This is a genomic window from Leptospira ilyithenensis (assembly GCF_004771005.1).
GTDB classification, from domain to species: Bacteria; Spirochaetota; Leptospiria; order Leptospirales; family Leptospiraceae; genus Leptospira_A; species Leptospira_A ilyithenensis.
In genome coordinates this window covers 227,540-243,128 of sequence record NZ_RQHV01000042.1, presented here as the reverse complement: position 1 = coordinate 243,128, position 15,589 = coordinate 227,540, and the positions used below count along the sequence as shown (strand labels likewise).

The following is a 15,589-nucleotide window of genomic DNA, read 5'->3' as shown; positions in this document are numbered from 1 at the left end:
GCAGTAAAATCCTAGAATAAAATCATACAAACCAGAGCTTAAATATGATTGCTATTATGTTCCAACATTCAAAGGTTTCTTACTTTATTAAGAAACCTTCTATTGGGAGAAAGAATGAGCGAATTCATCGGTGAATTTTTAGGTACGTTCGTTTTGATACTATTGGGAAACGGAGTGGTTGCAGGAGCTCTCCTGGAACATTCCAAAGCGAAAAACGGCGGCTGGATTGTGATCACCGCGGGTTGGGCATTTGCAGTTATTTTCGGAATTTTCGTGGCAAAAACTTTTGGAAGTCCCGGAGCTCACTTAAATCCGGCTGTAACTTTATCCGTTGCCATCCAATCGGGAAATTTTGAAAATCTAATTCCCTTTGCAGTCGCGCAAATCTCTGGTGCCTTTCTCGGTTCCGTATTTGTATACTTGCATTACCTTCCCCACTGGAAAAAAACCACCGACCAGTCCGCTATCCTTGCGATCTTTTCAACGGAACCCGCTATCTCCCATTCGTTTTCTAATTTTATCAGTGAAGCGCTGGGAGCTGCCGTCCTAATCTTGGGAATTCATTCCATATTTTCAGAAGCTAACTCCGGACTGACTCCAGCTTTCGGAGCTTTTTTAGTAGGGATTCTTGTCTGGGCCATCGGTCTCTCTATGGGAGGTACCACAGGTTATGCGATCAATCCGGCAAGAGATTTCGGCCCGAGGCTTGCTCATTGGATTTTACCCATAACGAACAAAGGAAAATCCGGTTGGAAGTATGCTTGGATTCCCATCATTGCACCTTTTACGGGCGCGGGAATTGCTGCTTTGCTGTTGAGGTGGTTCGGATAAAATGAGTTAGGTGTTATGGCAAAAAAGGCAATTGGCTTGAGAACTTATTTGATGATGACTATTGTTTTTACTTTTCTATCTTGCAGTCTGCAATATTACAGTATAAAAGATACGGATAATAGTCGTGAAATCAAAATTGATAGAAACCGAGAGCGGATTAAAGCGCATCTGATTCGCAAATTCGAATCTATAAGAAAGACCGCTTATAACTCTCAACTGATAGAATTTGAATTCGCAGATTCAAAAATTTTCGACAGTAAGGAAAATTCCGCATTGGCGATCACTTATTCGACCATATCTCAATACAACGGGCCAGTGGCTACAGGTCTATGGTGGCTCTTGTCTTTAGGAATTCTCCCGGCAATCGGTGATTCCGCATCGATTGCCTCCTTTGAAATCAGTGATATTAAAACGGGAAAAATAATACGTGATTATAAATATAGAACCGACGGCTGGTTTATCAACTCCTGGACAATCATCCCGCTTGCTTTTACGATTCCTTTGATTAAAAAAAATTTTACCCAAGAATATGGAATCAATTTTTCAGAACACCCTCAACTTCTTGTCATGGAAAGATTCCAAAATGATATCTTAAGAGATTTCGAAAAAGATCCAGGATTTTATAATGAACTTCTCCGTACTAGTCTGCAACCTATGGAAGAAGAAAATAAACAATACAATCTTTGAAACTGACTCTTGAACATTTCGCAAGATTCGGGTTTCTGATTTTTTCTTCCTTATATATAATGAAATCCATGAAAGAGAAAGAAAATATCCACTTTGATCAAATCAAAAAAGCAATCGCTTATATCAAAGACAACTTCAAAGAACAACCCAGTTTGGAAAAGGTTGCCGAACAGATTCATATAAGCCCGTTTCATTTTCAGAAACTGTTTACGGATTGGGCCGGGGTCAGCCCGAAAAAATTCCTTCAATACATAACTCTGGAACATGCAAAAAAGATGTTAAAGGAAAACCAGGCATCCTTGTTTGATACCGCTTTCGAATCGGGACTTTCCGGAACGAGCAGACTTCATGATTTGTTTATGAACATTGAAGGCATGACCCCCGGAGAATACAAAAACGGAGGAGAAAATTTAGCGATAAATTATAGTTATGCGGAAAGCCCCTTCGGTAATCTTTTAGTTGCTTCCACTACGAAAGGAATCTGTTATATAGCTTTTGCCGATGACGAAAAACTAGCATTATCCGAATTGAAGCGGATTTTTCCCAATGCGGTTTACAAACAAATGGTGGACTTGATCCAACAAAATGCCCTGTCGATTTTTTCACAAGACTGGAAAAAAATAGAACAAATCAAACTTCATCTCAAAGGAACCGAGTTTCAATTGAAGGTATGGGAAACGTTATTGAAAATCCCAATGGGCGAACTTGCCACTTATGGAAAAATAGCCGGTGCCATCCAACGTCCCACAGCTTCCAGAGCGGTCGGAACGGCAATCGGCGACAATCCTGTAGCTTTTCTAATTCCTTGCCATCGCGTCATTCAATCTACGGGAATGATCGGACAATATCATTGGGGAAGCGCCCGCAAAACAGCCATGATAGGATGGGAAGCCGCCCAAACAGACAACCATCGGGCATAGATGGAAGATTTGAATGAAAGATATAAATGAAAAAATCGGCCTGTTGGATTGGAGACAAGTCGGCTCCGATCTGAATGAGAAAGGTTACGCACTGGTGGATGGGTTTGTTTCCCGGGAGATCTGCAAAGAGTTGATAGCTCTGTATCAGGAAGAAAGTCTATTTCGCAAAACCGTCGTTATGGAAAGATATCGGTTCGGATTGGGAGAGTATAAATATTTCAATTATCCTCTTCCACCTATCATTCAAACCATAAGAGAAACCATCTACCCTCATCTGGCTACGATTGCAAACGAATGGATGAATCTACTCTGTATCGACACTCGGTTTCCAAATCACTGGAAGGAACTTCAAATTGTATGCAGGAAGAACGAACAGACCAAACCTACTGTTTTGATTTTAAAATATGGAAAGGGAGGATTCAATACTTTGCACCAAGATCTGTACGGAGATATTTTTTTCCCGTTGCAGTTGGTATTGTTTTTGAACAAACCGGAAGTGGATTATACCGGCGGTGAATTTGTATTGACCCAAAGTATCCCGAGAGCACAATCAAAAGCGATTGTTTTAAAGCCAAACCAAGGGGATATGTTGATCTTCACTACCAATTTCAAACCACAGAAGGGCATCAAAGGATATTATAGAGTGCAAATGAAACACGGTGTGAGCGAATTGCATACCGGAGAAAGGCACACTCTGGGAATTATCTTTCATGATGCCGTCACTTAACAAATATTAAACATTAAAAAATTACAATTCAAAACAAGGATTTTATTCATGAAAAAAAGAGAGATACTTTCTTTATTAGCGATTTTGATTTTAGGATTTTCAATCCATTCCGAAGGGATTCTGTTAACGACTAAAGTAGCTGCAAATCAATTGCCAAAAAACATCACCTATTCCGGCAAATTGATAGAAGCCAGAAATTGGAAAGATTCCCAAGGAGAACATCTCCTTCTGTTAACAGAAACAGGTGTGGTCCCTTCTCCCAAAGGCATGGATGAATCCGCAAGAGACGCGGAACTTTTCGCATTCCATTACCTCGGAACAAAAGGATCGTTTCAACAAACCTGGAAGATATATGATTTTATAAAAGACTGTCCGGTAGATTTGGAAGCAAATTTTCTAAAAGACGAATTCATCGTAACGGATCTCAACAAAGACCAGATCAGTGAGGTTTGGCTTACCTATGTGACTTCTTGTCGTGGTGATGTAAGTCCTTCGACCATGAAGGTAATTATGTACGAATCCGGGAAAAAATTCGCAATGAGAGGAAGAACACGTGTTAAAGTTTCTGAAACGGATTGGGATGGGGGTGATTTTATTTTTGATAAAGCTTTCGGAGACGGACCTGCGAGCTTTCGCAATTTTGGCGCTGACCTATGGCATAAATTGACAAGCGAATCTCCCAAGTAATATCCAAAACAAAATCATGAATCTTTTTCCATCGGAAACCATTACGAATTTATTACCTTATGAAGGCATCGTCCATTATTATGGAAAGGTTTTGGATTCGGATCAGGCAAATGGCTATTTTGACAAGCTACTCAAAACCATAGAATGGAAAAACGATGAAGCGGTTATTTTCGGAAAACATCTCATTACAAAAAGAAAAGCTGCCTGGTATGGAGATTTGGATTATCAATATACCTATTCCGGTACCACCAAACAAGCGCTCCGTTGGACGAAAGAACTTTTGGAACTCAGGCAGATAGTGGAAGATATTTCAGAAACAAAATTCAATTCCTGTTTGTTGAATTTATACCATGACGGAGAGGAAAGTATGTCCTGGCATAGTGATGATGAAAAATCACTGGGTCTCAATACTGTGATTGTTTCCCTCAGTTTGGGAGCGGAACGGAAATTTTCATTCAAACACAAGAATACGAAGGAATCTTTGTCGATTTATCTTGAAAGCGGAAGCCTACTTGTGATGAAGGGAAGCACTCAAACCAATTGGTATCATTCTCTACCGAAATCAAAAAAGATCCTCCAGCCCAGAATCAATTTAACATTCAGAACGATTATTGATTTTTAGATAAAGAATCGATTAAGTCCAGTCCTTCAAATCGGATTGTCCAAGTAATACAAAATCTCTTAAAAAATCCCTGTAAGTCGTAATCGTTTCGAATTTGTTTTCTTTAGCGGGATTGAAGATTCCTCGTTTCCTAAATAATTTCGAAGGGTTGTCTTTGATATCGGACCAAGTTCCCACTTCCAAAGTAAGAGGCAAAAAACGGGAATTGGATTTCGGACTGGCAGGTAGAACTTTTTCTATATAATGGTCATAGAACAAATCCCAAAGATCGCCATGCGTCGTATAAGTCTCGCTTTGCGGTCCAAACTTAAAACGTGTATGTTTTTTCCCCTTCGCTAAAAACTCTGCCATTCTTTCATAAATCGGAGTGTCGATGCAGGGAGTTTTTGTACCGGCATACGGCCACCAAACATGATCAATCGTACCAAATCCCGAATGTAGATCCAGTACGGGCATAATTGCATTTTTTACAGGATAAAAATATTGGTGGATGAAACGATACAATGCTCTTGATTCCGGCTCGAGAGAATTGCCACGGAAATAAGGAAGTTTTGAAGTCCATTTCTGACCACCAAACAGAATTGGTGCGGACTCGGCTTCTACACCGGAGTTCCGCATCAAATCCACTCCGGCAGGATTGGATCTGAATTTTTTAGCAACTCCACCAGGATTTACAATGGGAATGACTACGAGTCCGACTTTTCCTTTCGCCAGCTCTTCCATATAGCCATCACTTTTTTTGTGTAAGATATATTCCAAAAAATCGAGCAATATGCGAATCCCGACTGTTTCCAATCCATGTACACCAGCTACAATTCCGACCGGTCTTTGCCTAATGGCTTTTTCAGTTCCTATCTCCAATGCATGAATGGGAAATCGAAATCCTTCTTCCGATTTTCTGGAAAATCCAAACTGCTGCAAACGAACTAGTTTGCCGCCGATCTTAACAATATCCAAGATGCGTTTTTCGTAACGGTTTAATCTGCGCAGTCCTCGAAGCATATTTGTTAGTTGCCAGACTGAATTTTTTTGAAACGATCACATTCCGATAAGGAACTTATCTTATCCTGTTTCAATTCTTCACAGGATGCGGAAAGAATTTTTTTAGAACATTCCCTATATAAGAGTTTTATATTTTCAGGATTTTCACCAATCAACTTATAAGCGTTACTGTCCCGAAATGTTCTTTGGCAATTGGTTTCATCCAATCTCGACTTTGTAAAATCTTTAAGTTTGTCAGGAACGGATTTCCAATCGGAATCGGAACATTTTCTATATTTTTCACAAAGGAATGCGGTGATTTTTAAAGATTCTTCCTTCCATTCGTTCGAATCGATTCCCTTGTTTTTTTTGCAAGAACTAAGAAAGAAACAAAAACTTATAATCAATATATAAAGGGGGAAATGTTTAAAAAATTTTGAGATCTTCATGGAGCCTGTTCCTTTTTTCTTATAATCACTTCGATTCTTTCTTCTTTCGCTTTTTTTTCAGGTGTATCACTGTCTGCAGATTTCTGAAATGTCGCATAACCTTGTACAGACACTTGTTCTTTTGGAATTCCATAATCAGTTACTAGTTTTTCGGCAATGATGGAAGCCCTGTGAGAGTGATAGTCCCAGGAGTTCTGAAATTTGGATTTGTCGATTGTCGCTTCATACGGTATCTGCACCCGAACGACTACATCTATATCCAATCCTTTCGAAAGTTCCGCTAATTGTTTGAATGCAAACTCCAAATCAGGGTCTTCCTCTAATGTGACACCTGAAGAAAGATCCGATGTCAAAAAAGTTAATTTTAGTTCTTCCGTTTCCGCAAGCCCCAATTTCAATTTCGCTTTTTCCTTTAAGGAACGCAAAGCGAATCCAACCTTTTCCCACAGTCGGTAAACTTGCGACTTCGGTTCCATCAGATCTTCCTGCAAAATCCTCGAACCGCCTTCAACGATCAAACCCATAGCGGAGGCATTCAATCCGAAACCTCTTTTGATATCGGTCGCCACTTCGGATAATTTTTTGGAGTCTACTTTACTGATTGCATAGAGTATGATAAAAAGTCCGAGAAGTAACGTAATCATATCCGCATAGGTCAAGAGCCATCTTTCCTGGTTATGTGATGTTTCCTCTTCCTCTACACTCGACTTTCTGAACCTGGACCGTCTCATCTATTTTTCAAGTTCCGGAAATGCCCGGAACAAAAACTCCCATTCTCTTTTTTCCACTTCATCAAAAAACGAATTAAAAATTTCCTGTGAAACGGGAAGTGTACCGTAATATCCTTGTTCCACTTTTTTAAATAAAGGATAGACACCTAACATACGTGCCATGACAGCAGCCGGCTTCATGATATAGGAGTTGATAGGTCTGTGAGCAAGATCGTAAAATTTTCTCAAATTGAACAAAACCACTTCCAATTGTTTTTTACGACTTTGAGATTCTCCCAATTCCCGGAATCTTTCGAAATATTCTTCTTCGGTGATTTTGGTTCCGGTTTTCCAGCCATGCTCCAAAAGCAATTTTCCGAGTTTTATATCCAGCTCATCAGTGATTGTATTGAGTTCGATAAGACGTTCTACACTTTCCCTGGTTCCTTCTTTCATCATATGTTTTACTTTTGCATATGTATTGAACGCCAAAGTTTCCCATTCTTCCTTTCCTTCCAAATTATATACCGTTTCGAAAAAAAACTTTGCCATTGCAATGGTCTCCTTTCTATTGAAATAAGAAGAATAAAAATTCTGAAACCGTTCGACCTGTGCTCTTACAACTTCTTCGCGGGCGGCTTTCAATTCAAAAGACATGTTTTCTTTCATTTAACATCCATTAACATTGGATATGTATGAAATCCTTGTTGATCGATTTCCGTTTTATTGATGGAAAATCGATTTGGTATGGAAACAATCTCCTTATAAAACTTGAAAGAGGAACGAAATAAAAATCTCTGATTTTCTTTTGTCATAGGGGTATAATAAAAACTGATTCCGTATTTATAATTGGATCCCCAACCTTCTTTGGTCGCCTCCAATAACAATTGTGTGGATGAAATCTGTTTGTTCTGCACTATATTATATACCGTAGCACCCTTGTTGTAAAAACGAAGTCCCTTTGTATTTTCGTCCAAACGAATCCGAGCATCTCCCGGAAAAGAAAGAGAAAGATAAGTAACTGTAGTATAATTTCCCCTGTTTTTCAATTGCAAAGTGACTTTCGACTCTTTACCAATTTCCAATTTCGGCTCTACTTCGAGTGATACAAACGAAGGAACCGGTTGCATGGGCAGATTGGGAATCATTTCCCAACCGTTGAATATAAATTCCTGCGAATAATTCGGATTAGTTGGAAAAATACGAACGGATTTTTCTTTGGGAGAGTATTCAAATTCAAGTCTTTTGGTGCGAACCAATTCCTCGTGTTCTTTCAATTGCAAACCGTCCAGGATCTTAACTCCTTTTCTGTATCCGAAAGGAATCGAAAAAAGTCCCATAGGAGGTTCTTCCGATAAAACTTCCACAAAAACGGAGTTAAACGAATCGCCCGCAAGTTCCGCCAAAACTACCCGGCGAATACAATCTCCTTCCAGAATTTTTTTCTCTCTGCCGGGAATCGTCCCCGATTCCCAGGAAAGTTTTTTCAAATCATAATAAAAGCTACCGAGCGTTAGCTGATTAAATTCCTGTTTCCAGAGAAATTTCCAAGTCCTTCCTTCCTTTTTATAAGCGGAAATCGCTTCGGTTTGCCCGGACTGGGAAAGAACGATTGCTTCCAAATCGGGATTTTCATCCAAATTGATGACTTTGGCACCAATCACCCTAACGACTTGTTCCGTGTTTTCTCCATAAAGAGAGCGAGTTACCAAATCATCGCTCGGAACCTCGGAACCTTGGCAATGTAAGAGCAAAAAAAGGGATAATAGGAGTAAAATACCACGAAGATAATGAGACATAATTACCTAATTCATTGGAGATTGAATTCTTTTTGGATTCAATTCTTTTTTTCATTGAACCTTTCCAGCTTATACCGTCTATTAAATATAGAACGGGGACGACATTGGTTTCGACTGTTGTTGGCTTGGGTTCAGTGGCACGTAGAGGTGAGGGTCCTGCTTAATAACCTTCAAAACAATAACTGCAAATAACGAATTTGCTCTAGCAGCTTAATTTAAGCTCTACGGTTTCATTGGCTGTTTCTTCTGGTGGCCAAGAAACCGACACCTCTCAGAAGACTATCGCAAGTTGTTTTCGGCTTCGACCGCGGTAGAACTTTAAGCTGGATAGGAAGGATTCCCCCGATTGCAGGGCAAGGCCGTCCGAATTTTATATGCAATCTAAACGTGTAGAAGCTGCATTTGAGGGCGATAGGACCCGGGTTCGACTCCCGGCGTCTCCAAGAAATTTTTTCTATAATACAAATGACACTAGCGCTCAAAAAGATTCCCGCTGGGAGTCGAACGACCGCGAATGTAAGATGCAGTAGCGACCCATAGGGAGCGTGGAGCTGCATCTCCCGAGCACACGATGTGCGAGGGCATGAAGCGGGACGGGTCGGAGTGTGTTCGACCCGGAAGGGAGAACCACGGAGACCGACTCCCGGCGTCTCCATACGTTCGATGTTTCAAAGCTCTTACTCGCGTGACCTCCTGTCACGACTCGTAAGCTTCGGCCGTCCTTGGCCTCGCCACCGCGAGAAACATCTCTCTTGGTTAGTGTACAATAACAACCAGGTTTCTATTGGACGCTTTTCGCAAAACACATCTCCACAAAAGATTACCTGGAAGAGTTCTTATACCAACACATTACATTTGTTAAATTAGATTTACGACCTTCGCTAACACTGATCCTGGATCACCCTTTTGGGGTAGCCCACCCCTGGACACTAACATCCGCTAGCGCCTCGAATATCACCGACGTGCGTTCCAGGCGGGCGATCGTTCGCGCTCCCTCGACGGCGGCTACTAACGCCGCTGCGGCAGAAGATGCGCGTGCGGAAGTAAAACCGCACCCTCTAAAATGCTCCGCAACAATCTCTGTCGAATCAACAAATCCGTGCGCTATCCGTTTGGTCAGCTCAGGGTCGAGCGCGGGCAGCTCATTCGCCAGATTTTGCATTAAACATCCATACTGGAAATCAGAGGCAACCATTTCGGCCGCGAATGCTCCGAAAATCTGATGAACAAAATTCAGAGCATCACCCGCTGTATTGGCTGAGATATTTCGTAATACAGCAATTCGACTAGCAAGGTATTGATCAATCGCTTCTTCTGCGAGCTGAGCCTTGCCGCGCGGAAAGTGAAAATAGAACGATCCTTTAGGCGAGCCGCTTTCTTCAATGATCTGTTTCAATCCAGTCGCAGTGTAGCCTTGGATGCGAAACAGTCTCTCGGCGGTGGCAATGGCCCAGTCACGGGCGTCAGTTTTACGGGGCATATCTTAAGTATATCACACTGACTTGACAACTATATGGCGATTGCTATATTATGGCAATCGCCATATTAAAATGAGCGCCATAATGCCGAAGGAGAGCTTAAATGAGTTCAAAAACCTGCTTGATGATGCTTTTGGGAGCCGCCATGTTCACACCTGCTGCGTCCGGGGAGACCCCAGACAGTGCCATTTGGCACAACAAAACCCCGCCTGCGTTGAGCGAGCTTGCCGTTGATATCGATAAGGATCCGAAGCTTCTACACAAGTATGCGGACAATGCTGGAACGAAAATCCACTACGTCACCATCGGATCTGACAAGCAGCCGCTTATGGTGTTCGTGCACGGATTTCCCGACTTCTGGTATTCTTGGCGAAATCAGATCCAAGCATTCTCAAAAGATTATCAGGTGGTCGCGCTTGATCTGCGCGGGTATGATTTAAGCGATCGACCAGAAGGTATTGAGAACTACAAGACTCCGGTTCTTCTGGGTGATATCCGCGCCGTGATCAACGCAGAGAGCAACGGACGCAAGGTCATCTTGATCGGCCACGACTGGGGTGCCGCCTTGTCATGGCTATTCACGGGACAAAACCCAGATCTGATCCAAAGACTTGTGGTTCTCAGCGTTCCTCATCCGGGCGCCATTACCAAGGAATTGCTCCCATGGAACCATCCTATTGCGCAGACCGGAGCCAGCGCTTACGCCACGCGGTTCTTCGCTAAAGGCAAAGGCGATCATCTGACGGCGGAAGATTTGGCATACTGGATTGTAAATCCACAGATTAAGAGCCGTTACATCGAGGCTTTCAATAGATCATCCATCCCGTCTATGATGAGTTACTACAAAGCTAACTATACATTCTCTCAGTTTGCGCTCAACCTTTTTGATCCGACCATGAGGAAAATCTATGGTGCTGCGATCAAATGCCCGGTCTTACATGTGCATGGAATCGAAGAGACCCATGCTTTGCTGAGCACTCTTGATCTGGAAAAGTCATGGATGGAAAATCCCGACCATCTCACGATCAAAATCGTTCCTGGAGTTGGCCACTTCATTCAAGCCGAAGTGCCCGACTATCTTAACCAGACGATTTCCTCCTGGTTAAAAGATTCAGGAAACTAAACCCAGCCGAGCAGAAAAAATTTACCGGATTTGTCATTGGGATCTAAAAGAGGATTAAAGAGCTATCTTGATTGACACAGACTCGGGTTCCGACAATCGAAACTTCGTCTCCAAGTTCAATGTGCATTGCTCGCGCCCGTGTCCTTCCGTGGACGCTTTTCGCAATACAAATCTCCACTCAAGGTTACTTCGAAGAATCTATTAATCATCATCTTATTCTGATTAGGCTGAATTCACAAAAAAGTAAAATGATCGCGAAGTTAGGCGCCTTTTCCGGCTCTCCCTAAGGCGAGAGCGCTCGGTCGATCCGGTGGTATACCTTACGATCTCTCCACACACTCAAATACCAAGAAAAACACTTCTCGCGGTGGCGTAGGCCTAGGATGGCCGAAGCGCCACATAACAAATCATAAATCCTAATTTTCTAAGAAATTTATTTCTCTCCCGAAAAAATAAGAGTTCTTAAATTCTATCTATTCCTATAAAAAAGGTTTATGTTATTAAGATCGCTGATTTTTTTCTTTCTTATCGCAAGTCATGGTTTTGCAGAGAGCATTTCGGAACATTGGTCGAAGATTGAGAAAAAAACCAAGGCGGAAGATTGGGAAGGTGCGAAAACACCCGTTGCGGATGCAATTTCGGAATATCCGAATGAACGCGATTTTCGCATAACGGAAGCTTGGGTATGGAGAAGTTCCGGCAATCCCGAAGAAAGTTTGAAAAGAATCAGAAAGGCTATTTCCCAATGGCAGAAGGATGAACTTCTCAAAGAACAATTATCTTATTCGCTATGCAGTGTATTCGATTCCTTATATCGAAAGGCCGGCTACAAACGGGAGCAATTGCCCAAAGAAGCTCTCTCGATCGCAGAAGAAGCTTACCAAGCCAAAGATACGGAATGGAGTACAAATATTTACGGAATTTCCTTACGTATGCAAAAACGTTTCAAAGAGTCCGTTCAACATTATCAAAAAGGTATCAAAAAATATCCGAATGCAAAATATTACCCTGAAGAATTAGCATATTCTTATTTGGAACCTGCGGACGAAGAATTAAAAAAAGAAAATCCGAAGCTGGCAATCGAACTTGCAAACAAAGCCATTCTCTTATTGCCAGAAAACGAATGGGCCAACTTGATTCTCGCCTACTCCTGGCAAAAATTAAATCCGGAAAAAGCGATTCCGTATTTTGAAAAAGCGGCAAAACTCAATCCGACCAACGAACATACAATCCCTAACATGGGATACAGCTATCAACTGTTAATTGAATATTGGATCAAAAACAAAGAGAATACGAAAATAACAAAGAACTTTCCAATAATCAAAAACTACTCTGAACTGCCCGCAAAACAGGGAATGAGTTTTTTGAGAGCTTGGGTTCCGATTGCGGATGCAACGGAAGAATTCGAGTCTTTGGTTGAATTTTTAAAAAAGAAAATCATAAAATATCCTGATGATATCGAATTAAAAATTCTTTGCGGTTCCGTTTTGAATAAACTCAACATGAAACAAAGAAGATCCGATTCTTCTCTTGCTGATTCCACTCAAAGAGAAAGCAATCGGTATCTACGGGAAGGCATGGAATTATTTGAAAAACAAAACCCGAATCGATTGAGTTTTAAGGGCATACAACTGCCGTTAAATGGTAAAATCATAATTGCGGCTGCATTTGACGGAGGGGGAACACATAGCGGGTTTGAAAAATACAGCTACGACTTTCTCCATGTAGATGAAAGTCATTCCACACTCAGACCAAACACGAAAGGCACCGAAAATTCGGACTATTATACTTTCGGTGAATCCATTTATGCAATCGAAGGAGGCGTGGTTTTAGATACAAAAGACGGATTTTCGGACAATGTGGTCCCTGGGGAAATTTCCTTCGGTCCGGGAAACGACCTTCAAATCCTTCACGATAACGGACTTATCTCCCATTATGCACATATCAAAAAAGGAAGCATCAGAGTAAAAAAAGGACAACGAGTGAACCGGGGAGAAAAAATTGCCGAAGTGGGAAATTCGGGAATGTCCTACGGACCCCATTTGCATTTCACCGTCGTTACCAAAGATTGGATATCCACTTATTATGAGTGGGAAAGATTGAAAATCAAAACTCCCGATCAAATTATATTTGGTTCCCAACCATTAGAAAAAAATTGGGTGATAGAAAAATAAAGAAAAAGTTTTTCATAGTTTCCAACCGAATTTCAAAAATTTATTTATGACTCTTATCTCAAACTTTTAGAAAACTAAATAGTGGAAAGCATAAGATTATAGACAAAGAGCTTTGTCCGACGAACCTTCAAAGAATGATGTCTGACGAGTACATTCTTGGAATTTCCGCTTATTATCACGATAGCGCGGCGTGCCTATTGAAAAACGGAGAGATCCTTGCTGCAGCCCAAGAAGAACGATTCACAAGAAAAAAACACGATTCCAATTTTCCCAAAAGTGCAATTCAATATTGTTTGGAAGAAGCCGCGATTAATGTCGACCAACTTGCCAACGTAGTTTTCTACGACAAACCTCTTCTAAAATTCGAAAGGCTATTGGAAACTTATTTAGCCTATGCTCCCCGCGGTTTGATTTCTTTCTTCTCCGCAATGCCGGTTTGGTTGAAAGAAAAATTGTTTTTAAAAAGCACTCTTAAAAAAGAATTTGCGGGTCTTTCTCCGACCAAGTCCTCCCCAAAACTTTTGTTTACCGAACACCACCAGGCACATGCGGCTTCCACTTTCTTTGTCAGCCCTTTTGAAAAATCAATTGTACTTTGTTTGGATGGAGTTGGCGAATGGGCGACTACTTCAGCGTGGATTGGAGAAGGAAATACTCTCAAACCTTTATGGGAAATTGATTTTCCCCACTCAATCGGATTATTGTATTCGGCTTTCACATATTACACGGGTTTTAAAGTAAACTCGGGAGAATACAAAGTCATGGGACTTGCTCCTTACGGAGAACCGAAGTATACGGACCTTATTTACAAATACCTAATCGATTTAAAAGAAGACGGAACTTTCCGCTTGAACATGGATTATTTCAATTTTGCCGTTGGCCTTACCATGACCAATGGCAAATTTCATAAACTCTTCGGCGGTCCTCCTCGTAAAAGCGAATCCACTCCAACGCAAAAAGAAATGGATTTGGCACGTTCCGTTCAGGAAGTCACGGAAGAAGTTATGTTACGATTGGCTCGTTCCGCAAGAAAAGAAACAGGCATCACCAACTTATGCTTATCAGGCGGCGTCGCACTCAATTGTGTTGCTAACGGTAAAATTTTAAAAGCTGGCATTTTCGACGAAGTATTCATTCAACCTGCTTCGGGCGATGCCGGTGGAGCTTTAGGCGCGGCGTTATCCGCTCATTACGAATACAAAGGTCATCTCAGAAAAGTGATGCCTCTTGATTCGATGAAAGGATCATATCTTGGCCCGAAATATTCCAATGATACGGTCAAAACCACCTTAGATAAATTAGGTGCAAGATACACTCAACTGGATGACGGGAAAATCGAAGAAAGACTGGCTAAAATTCTGGAAGAAGGAAATGTAATCGGCTACTTCCAAGGAAGAATGGAATTCGGACCACGCGCCCTAGGAGGACGATCCATCATTGGAGACCCTCGTAATCAAAAAATGCAATCCGTGATGAATTTAAAAATCAAATACAGGGAAAGTTTCAGGCCTTTCGCTCCGGCGGTACTTGCCGAAAAAGTATCCGAGTATTTTGACATCAAAAGTAAAAGTCCTTATATGTTGATCGTTGCCGACGTTCTGGAAAAACATCGCATCCAAATGACTCCCGACCAGGAAAAGTTATTCGGAATCGAAAAACTAAACGTGCCTAGATCTTCCTTACCGGCGATCACTCATGTGGATTACTCTGCGCGAATCCAAACAGTTCATCCGGAAACTAACCAAAAATTTTACAGACTCTTGAAAGAATTTGATAAACTCACCGGTTGCCCGGTGCTTGTGAACACTTCCTTTAACGTTCGCGGGGAACCGATTGTTTCCACACCGGAGGACGCATATCGCTGTTTTATGCGAACAGAGATGGATTATCTTGTAGTGGAAAACTTTGTTCTGGATAAAAAAGACCAACCCATCATTGAAAAAGACGATTCTTGGAAACAAGAGTTTGAATTGGATTAAATAAATATGTCCTCAAAAAAAATTGAACCTACTCCTTCCGATTTACGAAAGTTTGCTTATATAGTCGGAGGAGTTGTAACATTGGTATTCGGTCTTGCCATTCCCTATTTGAATCACGGGTCATGGAATCAAAATTTGGTGGGAATAGGCTTAGTGCTTGTTTTGTTTGGTACAGTTCTTCCCAAAATTCTTTATTGGCCTTACCATCTCTGGATGTTGATCGGAGAAGTTTTAGGTTGGATCAACACTCGCATCATATTGTCAGTTATCTTTTTCCTATTATTTACTCCGATCGGCCTTATAAAAAGATTATTTGGTAGTGATTCGTTAAAAAGAAAATTAGATGCAGATGCAACCAGTTATCGGATAATTCCTCCGGAAAGAACTACCAATCATATGGAAAGACCGTTTTAAAGGATAAT

16 protein-coding genes and 1 other RNA gene are annotated in these 15,589 nt (G+C 41.4%); 11 read left to right on the top strand and 6 right to left on the bottom strand.

Going from position 1 to position 15,589, the window contains the following annotated elements; genetic code table 11:
- Positions 1–114 precede the first annotated feature (114 nt).
- From EHS11_RS07840 to EHS11_RS07815, 6 genes are all read left to right on the top strand, one after another.
- Positions 115–831 carry an MIP/aquaporin family protein gene (locus tag EHS11_RS07840; RefSeq protein ID WP_135763822.1) on the top strand — a complete coding sequence of 239 codons (717 nt, stop codon included), beginning with the start codon at positions 115–117 and terminating at the stop codon, positions 829–831.
- 15 nt (positions 832–846) lie between these two features.
- Positions 847–1,518, top strand: a complete 672-nt coding sequence (locus EHS11_RS07835; protein ID WP_135763821.1) for a hypothetical protein — start codon at positions 847–849, stop codon at positions 1,516–1,518.
- A 68-nt stretch (positions 1,519–1,586) separates the two neighbouring features.
- Positions 1,587–2,438 carry a methylated-DNA--[protein]-cysteine S-methyltransferase gene (locus EHS11_RS07830; RefSeq protein ID WP_135763820.1) on the top strand — a complete coding sequence of 284 codons (852 nt, stop codon included), beginning with the start codon at positions 1,587–1,589 and terminating at the stop codon, positions 2,436–2,438.
- A gap of 13 nt (positions 2,439–2,451) precedes the next feature.
- Positions 2,452–3,165 (top strand): 2OG-Fe(II) oxygenase, encoded by a 714-nt coding sequence (locus EHS11_RS07825; protein WP_135763819.1) that lies wholly within the window; start codon positions 2,452–2,454, stop codon positions 3,163–3,165.
- A gap of 48 nt (positions 3,166–3,213) precedes the next feature.
- Positions 3,214–3,852, top strand: coding sequence for a M949_RS01915 family surface polysaccharide biosynthesis protein (locus EHS11_RS07820; protein ID WP_135763818.1), 639 nt, complete (start codon positions 3,214–3,216; stop codon positions 3,850–3,852).
- 16 nt (positions 3,853–3,868) lie between these two features.
- Positions 3,869–4,474 carry an alpha-ketoglutarate-dependent dioxygenase AlkB family protein gene (locus tag EHS11_RS07815; RefSeq protein ID WP_135763817.1) on the top strand — a complete coding sequence of 202 codons (606 nt, stop codon included), beginning with the start codon at positions 3,869–3,871 and terminating at the stop codon, positions 4,472–4,474.
- 12 nt (positions 4,475–4,486) lie between these two features.
- Here EHS11_RS07815 and EHS11_RS07810 read toward each other — a convergent pair whose 3' ends face one another.
- From EHS11_RS07810 to EHS11_RS07790, 5 genes are read right to left on the bottom strand one after another with little or no spacing between them, the layout of a single operon-like run.
- Entirely contained in the window at positions 4,487–5,476 is a 990-nt protein-coding gene (locus EHS11_RS07810) for a M14 family zinc carboxypeptidase (protein ID WP_135763816.1), read from the bottom strand.
- Between the two features lie 5 nt (positions 5,477–5,481).
- Entirely contained in the window at positions 5,482–5,904 is a 423-nt protein-coding gene (locus EHS11_RS07805) for an LA_2478/LA_2722/LA_4182 family protein (protein ID WP_246047675.1), read from the bottom strand.
- On the bottom strand, positions 5,901–6,635 hold the full coding sequence (locus EHS11_RS07800; protein WP_135763815.1) for an OmpA/MotB family protein: 735 nt from the start codon (positions 6,633–6,635) through the stop codon (positions 5,901–5,903). The genes EHS11_RS07805 and EHS11_RS07800 overlap by 4 nt, the downstream gene beginning before the upstream one ends.
- Positions 6,636–7,283, bottom strand: a complete 648-nt coding sequence (locus EHS11_RS07795; RefSeq protein WP_135763814.1) for an FFLEELY motif protein — start codon at positions 7,281–7,283, stop codon at positions 6,636–6,638. It abuts the gene before it with no gap.
- Positions 7,280–8,413, bottom strand: coding sequence for an LIC13341 family surface-exposed protein (locus EHS11_RS07790; RefSeq protein WP_135763813.1), 1,134 nt, complete (start codon positions 8,411–8,413; stop codon positions 7,280–7,282). Before EHS11_RS07790 ends, EHS11_RS07795 begins: the two co-directional genes overlap by 4 nt.
- 94 nt (positions 8,414–8,507) lie before the next feature.
- Between EHS11_RS07790 and ssrA the strand changes: the two genes are divergently transcribed.
- Positions 8,508–8,857: a transfer-messenger RNA gene (ssrA, locus tag EHS11_RS07785) on the top strand.
- Between the two features lie 454 nt (positions 8,858–9,311).
- On the opposite strand, the gene EHS11_RS07780 is transcribed toward ssrA, so the two are convergent.
- The gene (locus EHS11_RS07780) at positions 9,312–9,893 is read right to left on the bottom strand and encodes a TetR/AcrR family transcriptional regulator (RefSeq protein ID WP_135763812.1); all 582 of its coding nucleotides are present in this window, start codon (positions 9,891–9,893) and stop codon (positions 9,312–9,314) included.
- Between the two features lie 101 nt (positions 9,894–9,994).
- Between EHS11_RS07780 and EHS11_RS07775 the strand changes: the two genes are divergently transcribed.
- From EHS11_RS07775 to EHS11_RS20105, 4 genes are all read left to right on the top strand, one after another.
- Entirely contained in the window at positions 9,995–11,014 is a 1,020-nt protein-coding gene (locus EHS11_RS07775; protein ID WP_210413651.1) for an alpha/beta fold hydrolase, read from the top strand.
- Positions 11,015–11,508: 494 nt separating this feature from the next.
- Positions 11,509–13,188: a peptidoglycan DD-metalloendopeptidase family protein gene (locus EHS11_RS07770; RefSeq protein WP_135763811.1), complete on the top strand. Its 1,680-nt coding sequence runs from the start codon at positions 11,509–11,511 to the stop codon at positions 13,186–13,188.
- A gap of 134 nt (positions 13,189–13,322) precedes the next feature.
- The gene (locus EHS11_RS07765; protein ID WP_210413650.1) at positions 13,323–15,167 is read left to right on the top strand and encodes a carbamoyltransferase family protein; all 1,845 of its coding nucleotides are present in this window, start codon (positions 13,323–13,325) and stop codon (positions 15,165–15,167) included.
- Positions 15,168–15,173: 6 nt separating this feature from the next.
- Positions 15,174–15,581, top strand: a complete 408-nt coding sequence (locus EHS11_RS20105) for an SxtJ family membrane protein (protein WP_135763810.1) — start codon at positions 15,174–15,176, stop codon at positions 15,579–15,581.
- The last annotated feature ends 8 nt before the right edge of the window (positions 15,582–15,589 follow it).

Excerpts from the sequence above, each read along its gene's own strand:
- EHS11_RS07840 (WP_135763822.1), top strand. The coding sequence starts at position 115 with ATGAGCGAATTCATCGGTGAATTTTTAGGTACGTTCGTTTTGATACTA.
- EHS11_RS07835 (WP_135763821.1), top strand. The coding sequence starts at position 847 with ATGGCAAAAAAGGCAATTGGCTTGAGAACTTATTTGATGATGACTATT.
- EHS11_RS07830 (WP_135763820.1), top strand. The coding sequence starts at position 1,587 with ATGAAAGAGAAAGAAAATATCCACTTTGATCAAATCAAAAAAGCAATC.
- EHS11_RS07825 (WP_135763819.1), top strand. The coding sequence starts at position 2,452 with ATGAAAGATATAAATGAAAAAATCGGCCTGTTGGATTGGAGACAAGTC.
- EHS11_RS07820 (WP_135763818.1), top strand. The coding sequence starts at position 3,214 with ATGAAAAAAAGAGAGATACTTTCTTTATTAGCGATTTTGATTTTAGGA.
- EHS11_RS07815 (WP_135763817.1), top strand. The coding sequence starts at position 3,869 with ATGAATCTTTTTCCATCGGAAACCATTACGAATTTATTACCTTATGAA.
- EHS11_RS07810 (WP_135763816.1), bottom strand. The coding sequence starts at position 5,476 with ATGCTTCGAGGACTGCGCAGATTAAACCGTTACGAAAAACGCATCTTG.
- EHS11_RS07805 (WP_246047675.1), bottom strand. The coding sequence starts at position 5,904 with ATGAAGATCTCAAAATTTTTTAAACATTTCCCCCTTTATATATTGATT.
- EHS11_RS07800 (WP_135763815.1), bottom strand. The coding sequence starts at position 6,635 with ATGAGACGGTCCAGGTTCAGAAAGTCGAGTGTAGAGGAAGAGGAAACA.
- EHS11_RS07795 (WP_135763814.1), bottom strand. The coding sequence starts at position 7,283 with ATGAAAGAAAACATGTCTTTTGAATTGAAAGCCGCCCGCGAAGAAGTT.
- EHS11_RS07790 (WP_135763813.1), bottom strand. The coding sequence starts at position 8,413 with ATGTCTCATTATCTTCGTGGTATTTTACTCCTATTATCCCTTTTTTTG.
- EHS11_RS07780 (WP_135763812.1), bottom strand. The coding sequence starts at position 9,893 with ATGCCCCGTAAAACTGACGCCCGTGACTGGGCCATTGCCACCGCCGAG.
- EHS11_RS07775 (WP_210413651.1), top strand. The coding sequence starts at position 9,995 with ATGAGTTCAAAAACCTGCTTGATGATGCTTTTGGGAGCCGCCATGTTC.
- EHS11_RS07770 (WP_135763811.1), top strand. The coding sequence starts at position 11,509 with ATGTTATTAAGATCGCTGATTTTTTTCTTTCTTATCGCAAGTCATGGT.
- EHS11_RS07765 (WP_210413650.1), top strand. The coding sequence starts at position 13,323 with ATGATGTCTGACGAGTACATTCTTGGAATTTCCGCTTATTATCACGAT.
- EHS11_RS20105 (WP_135763810.1), top strand. The coding sequence starts at position 15,174 with ATGTCCTCAAAAAAAATTGAACCTACTCCTTCCGATTTACGAAAGTTT.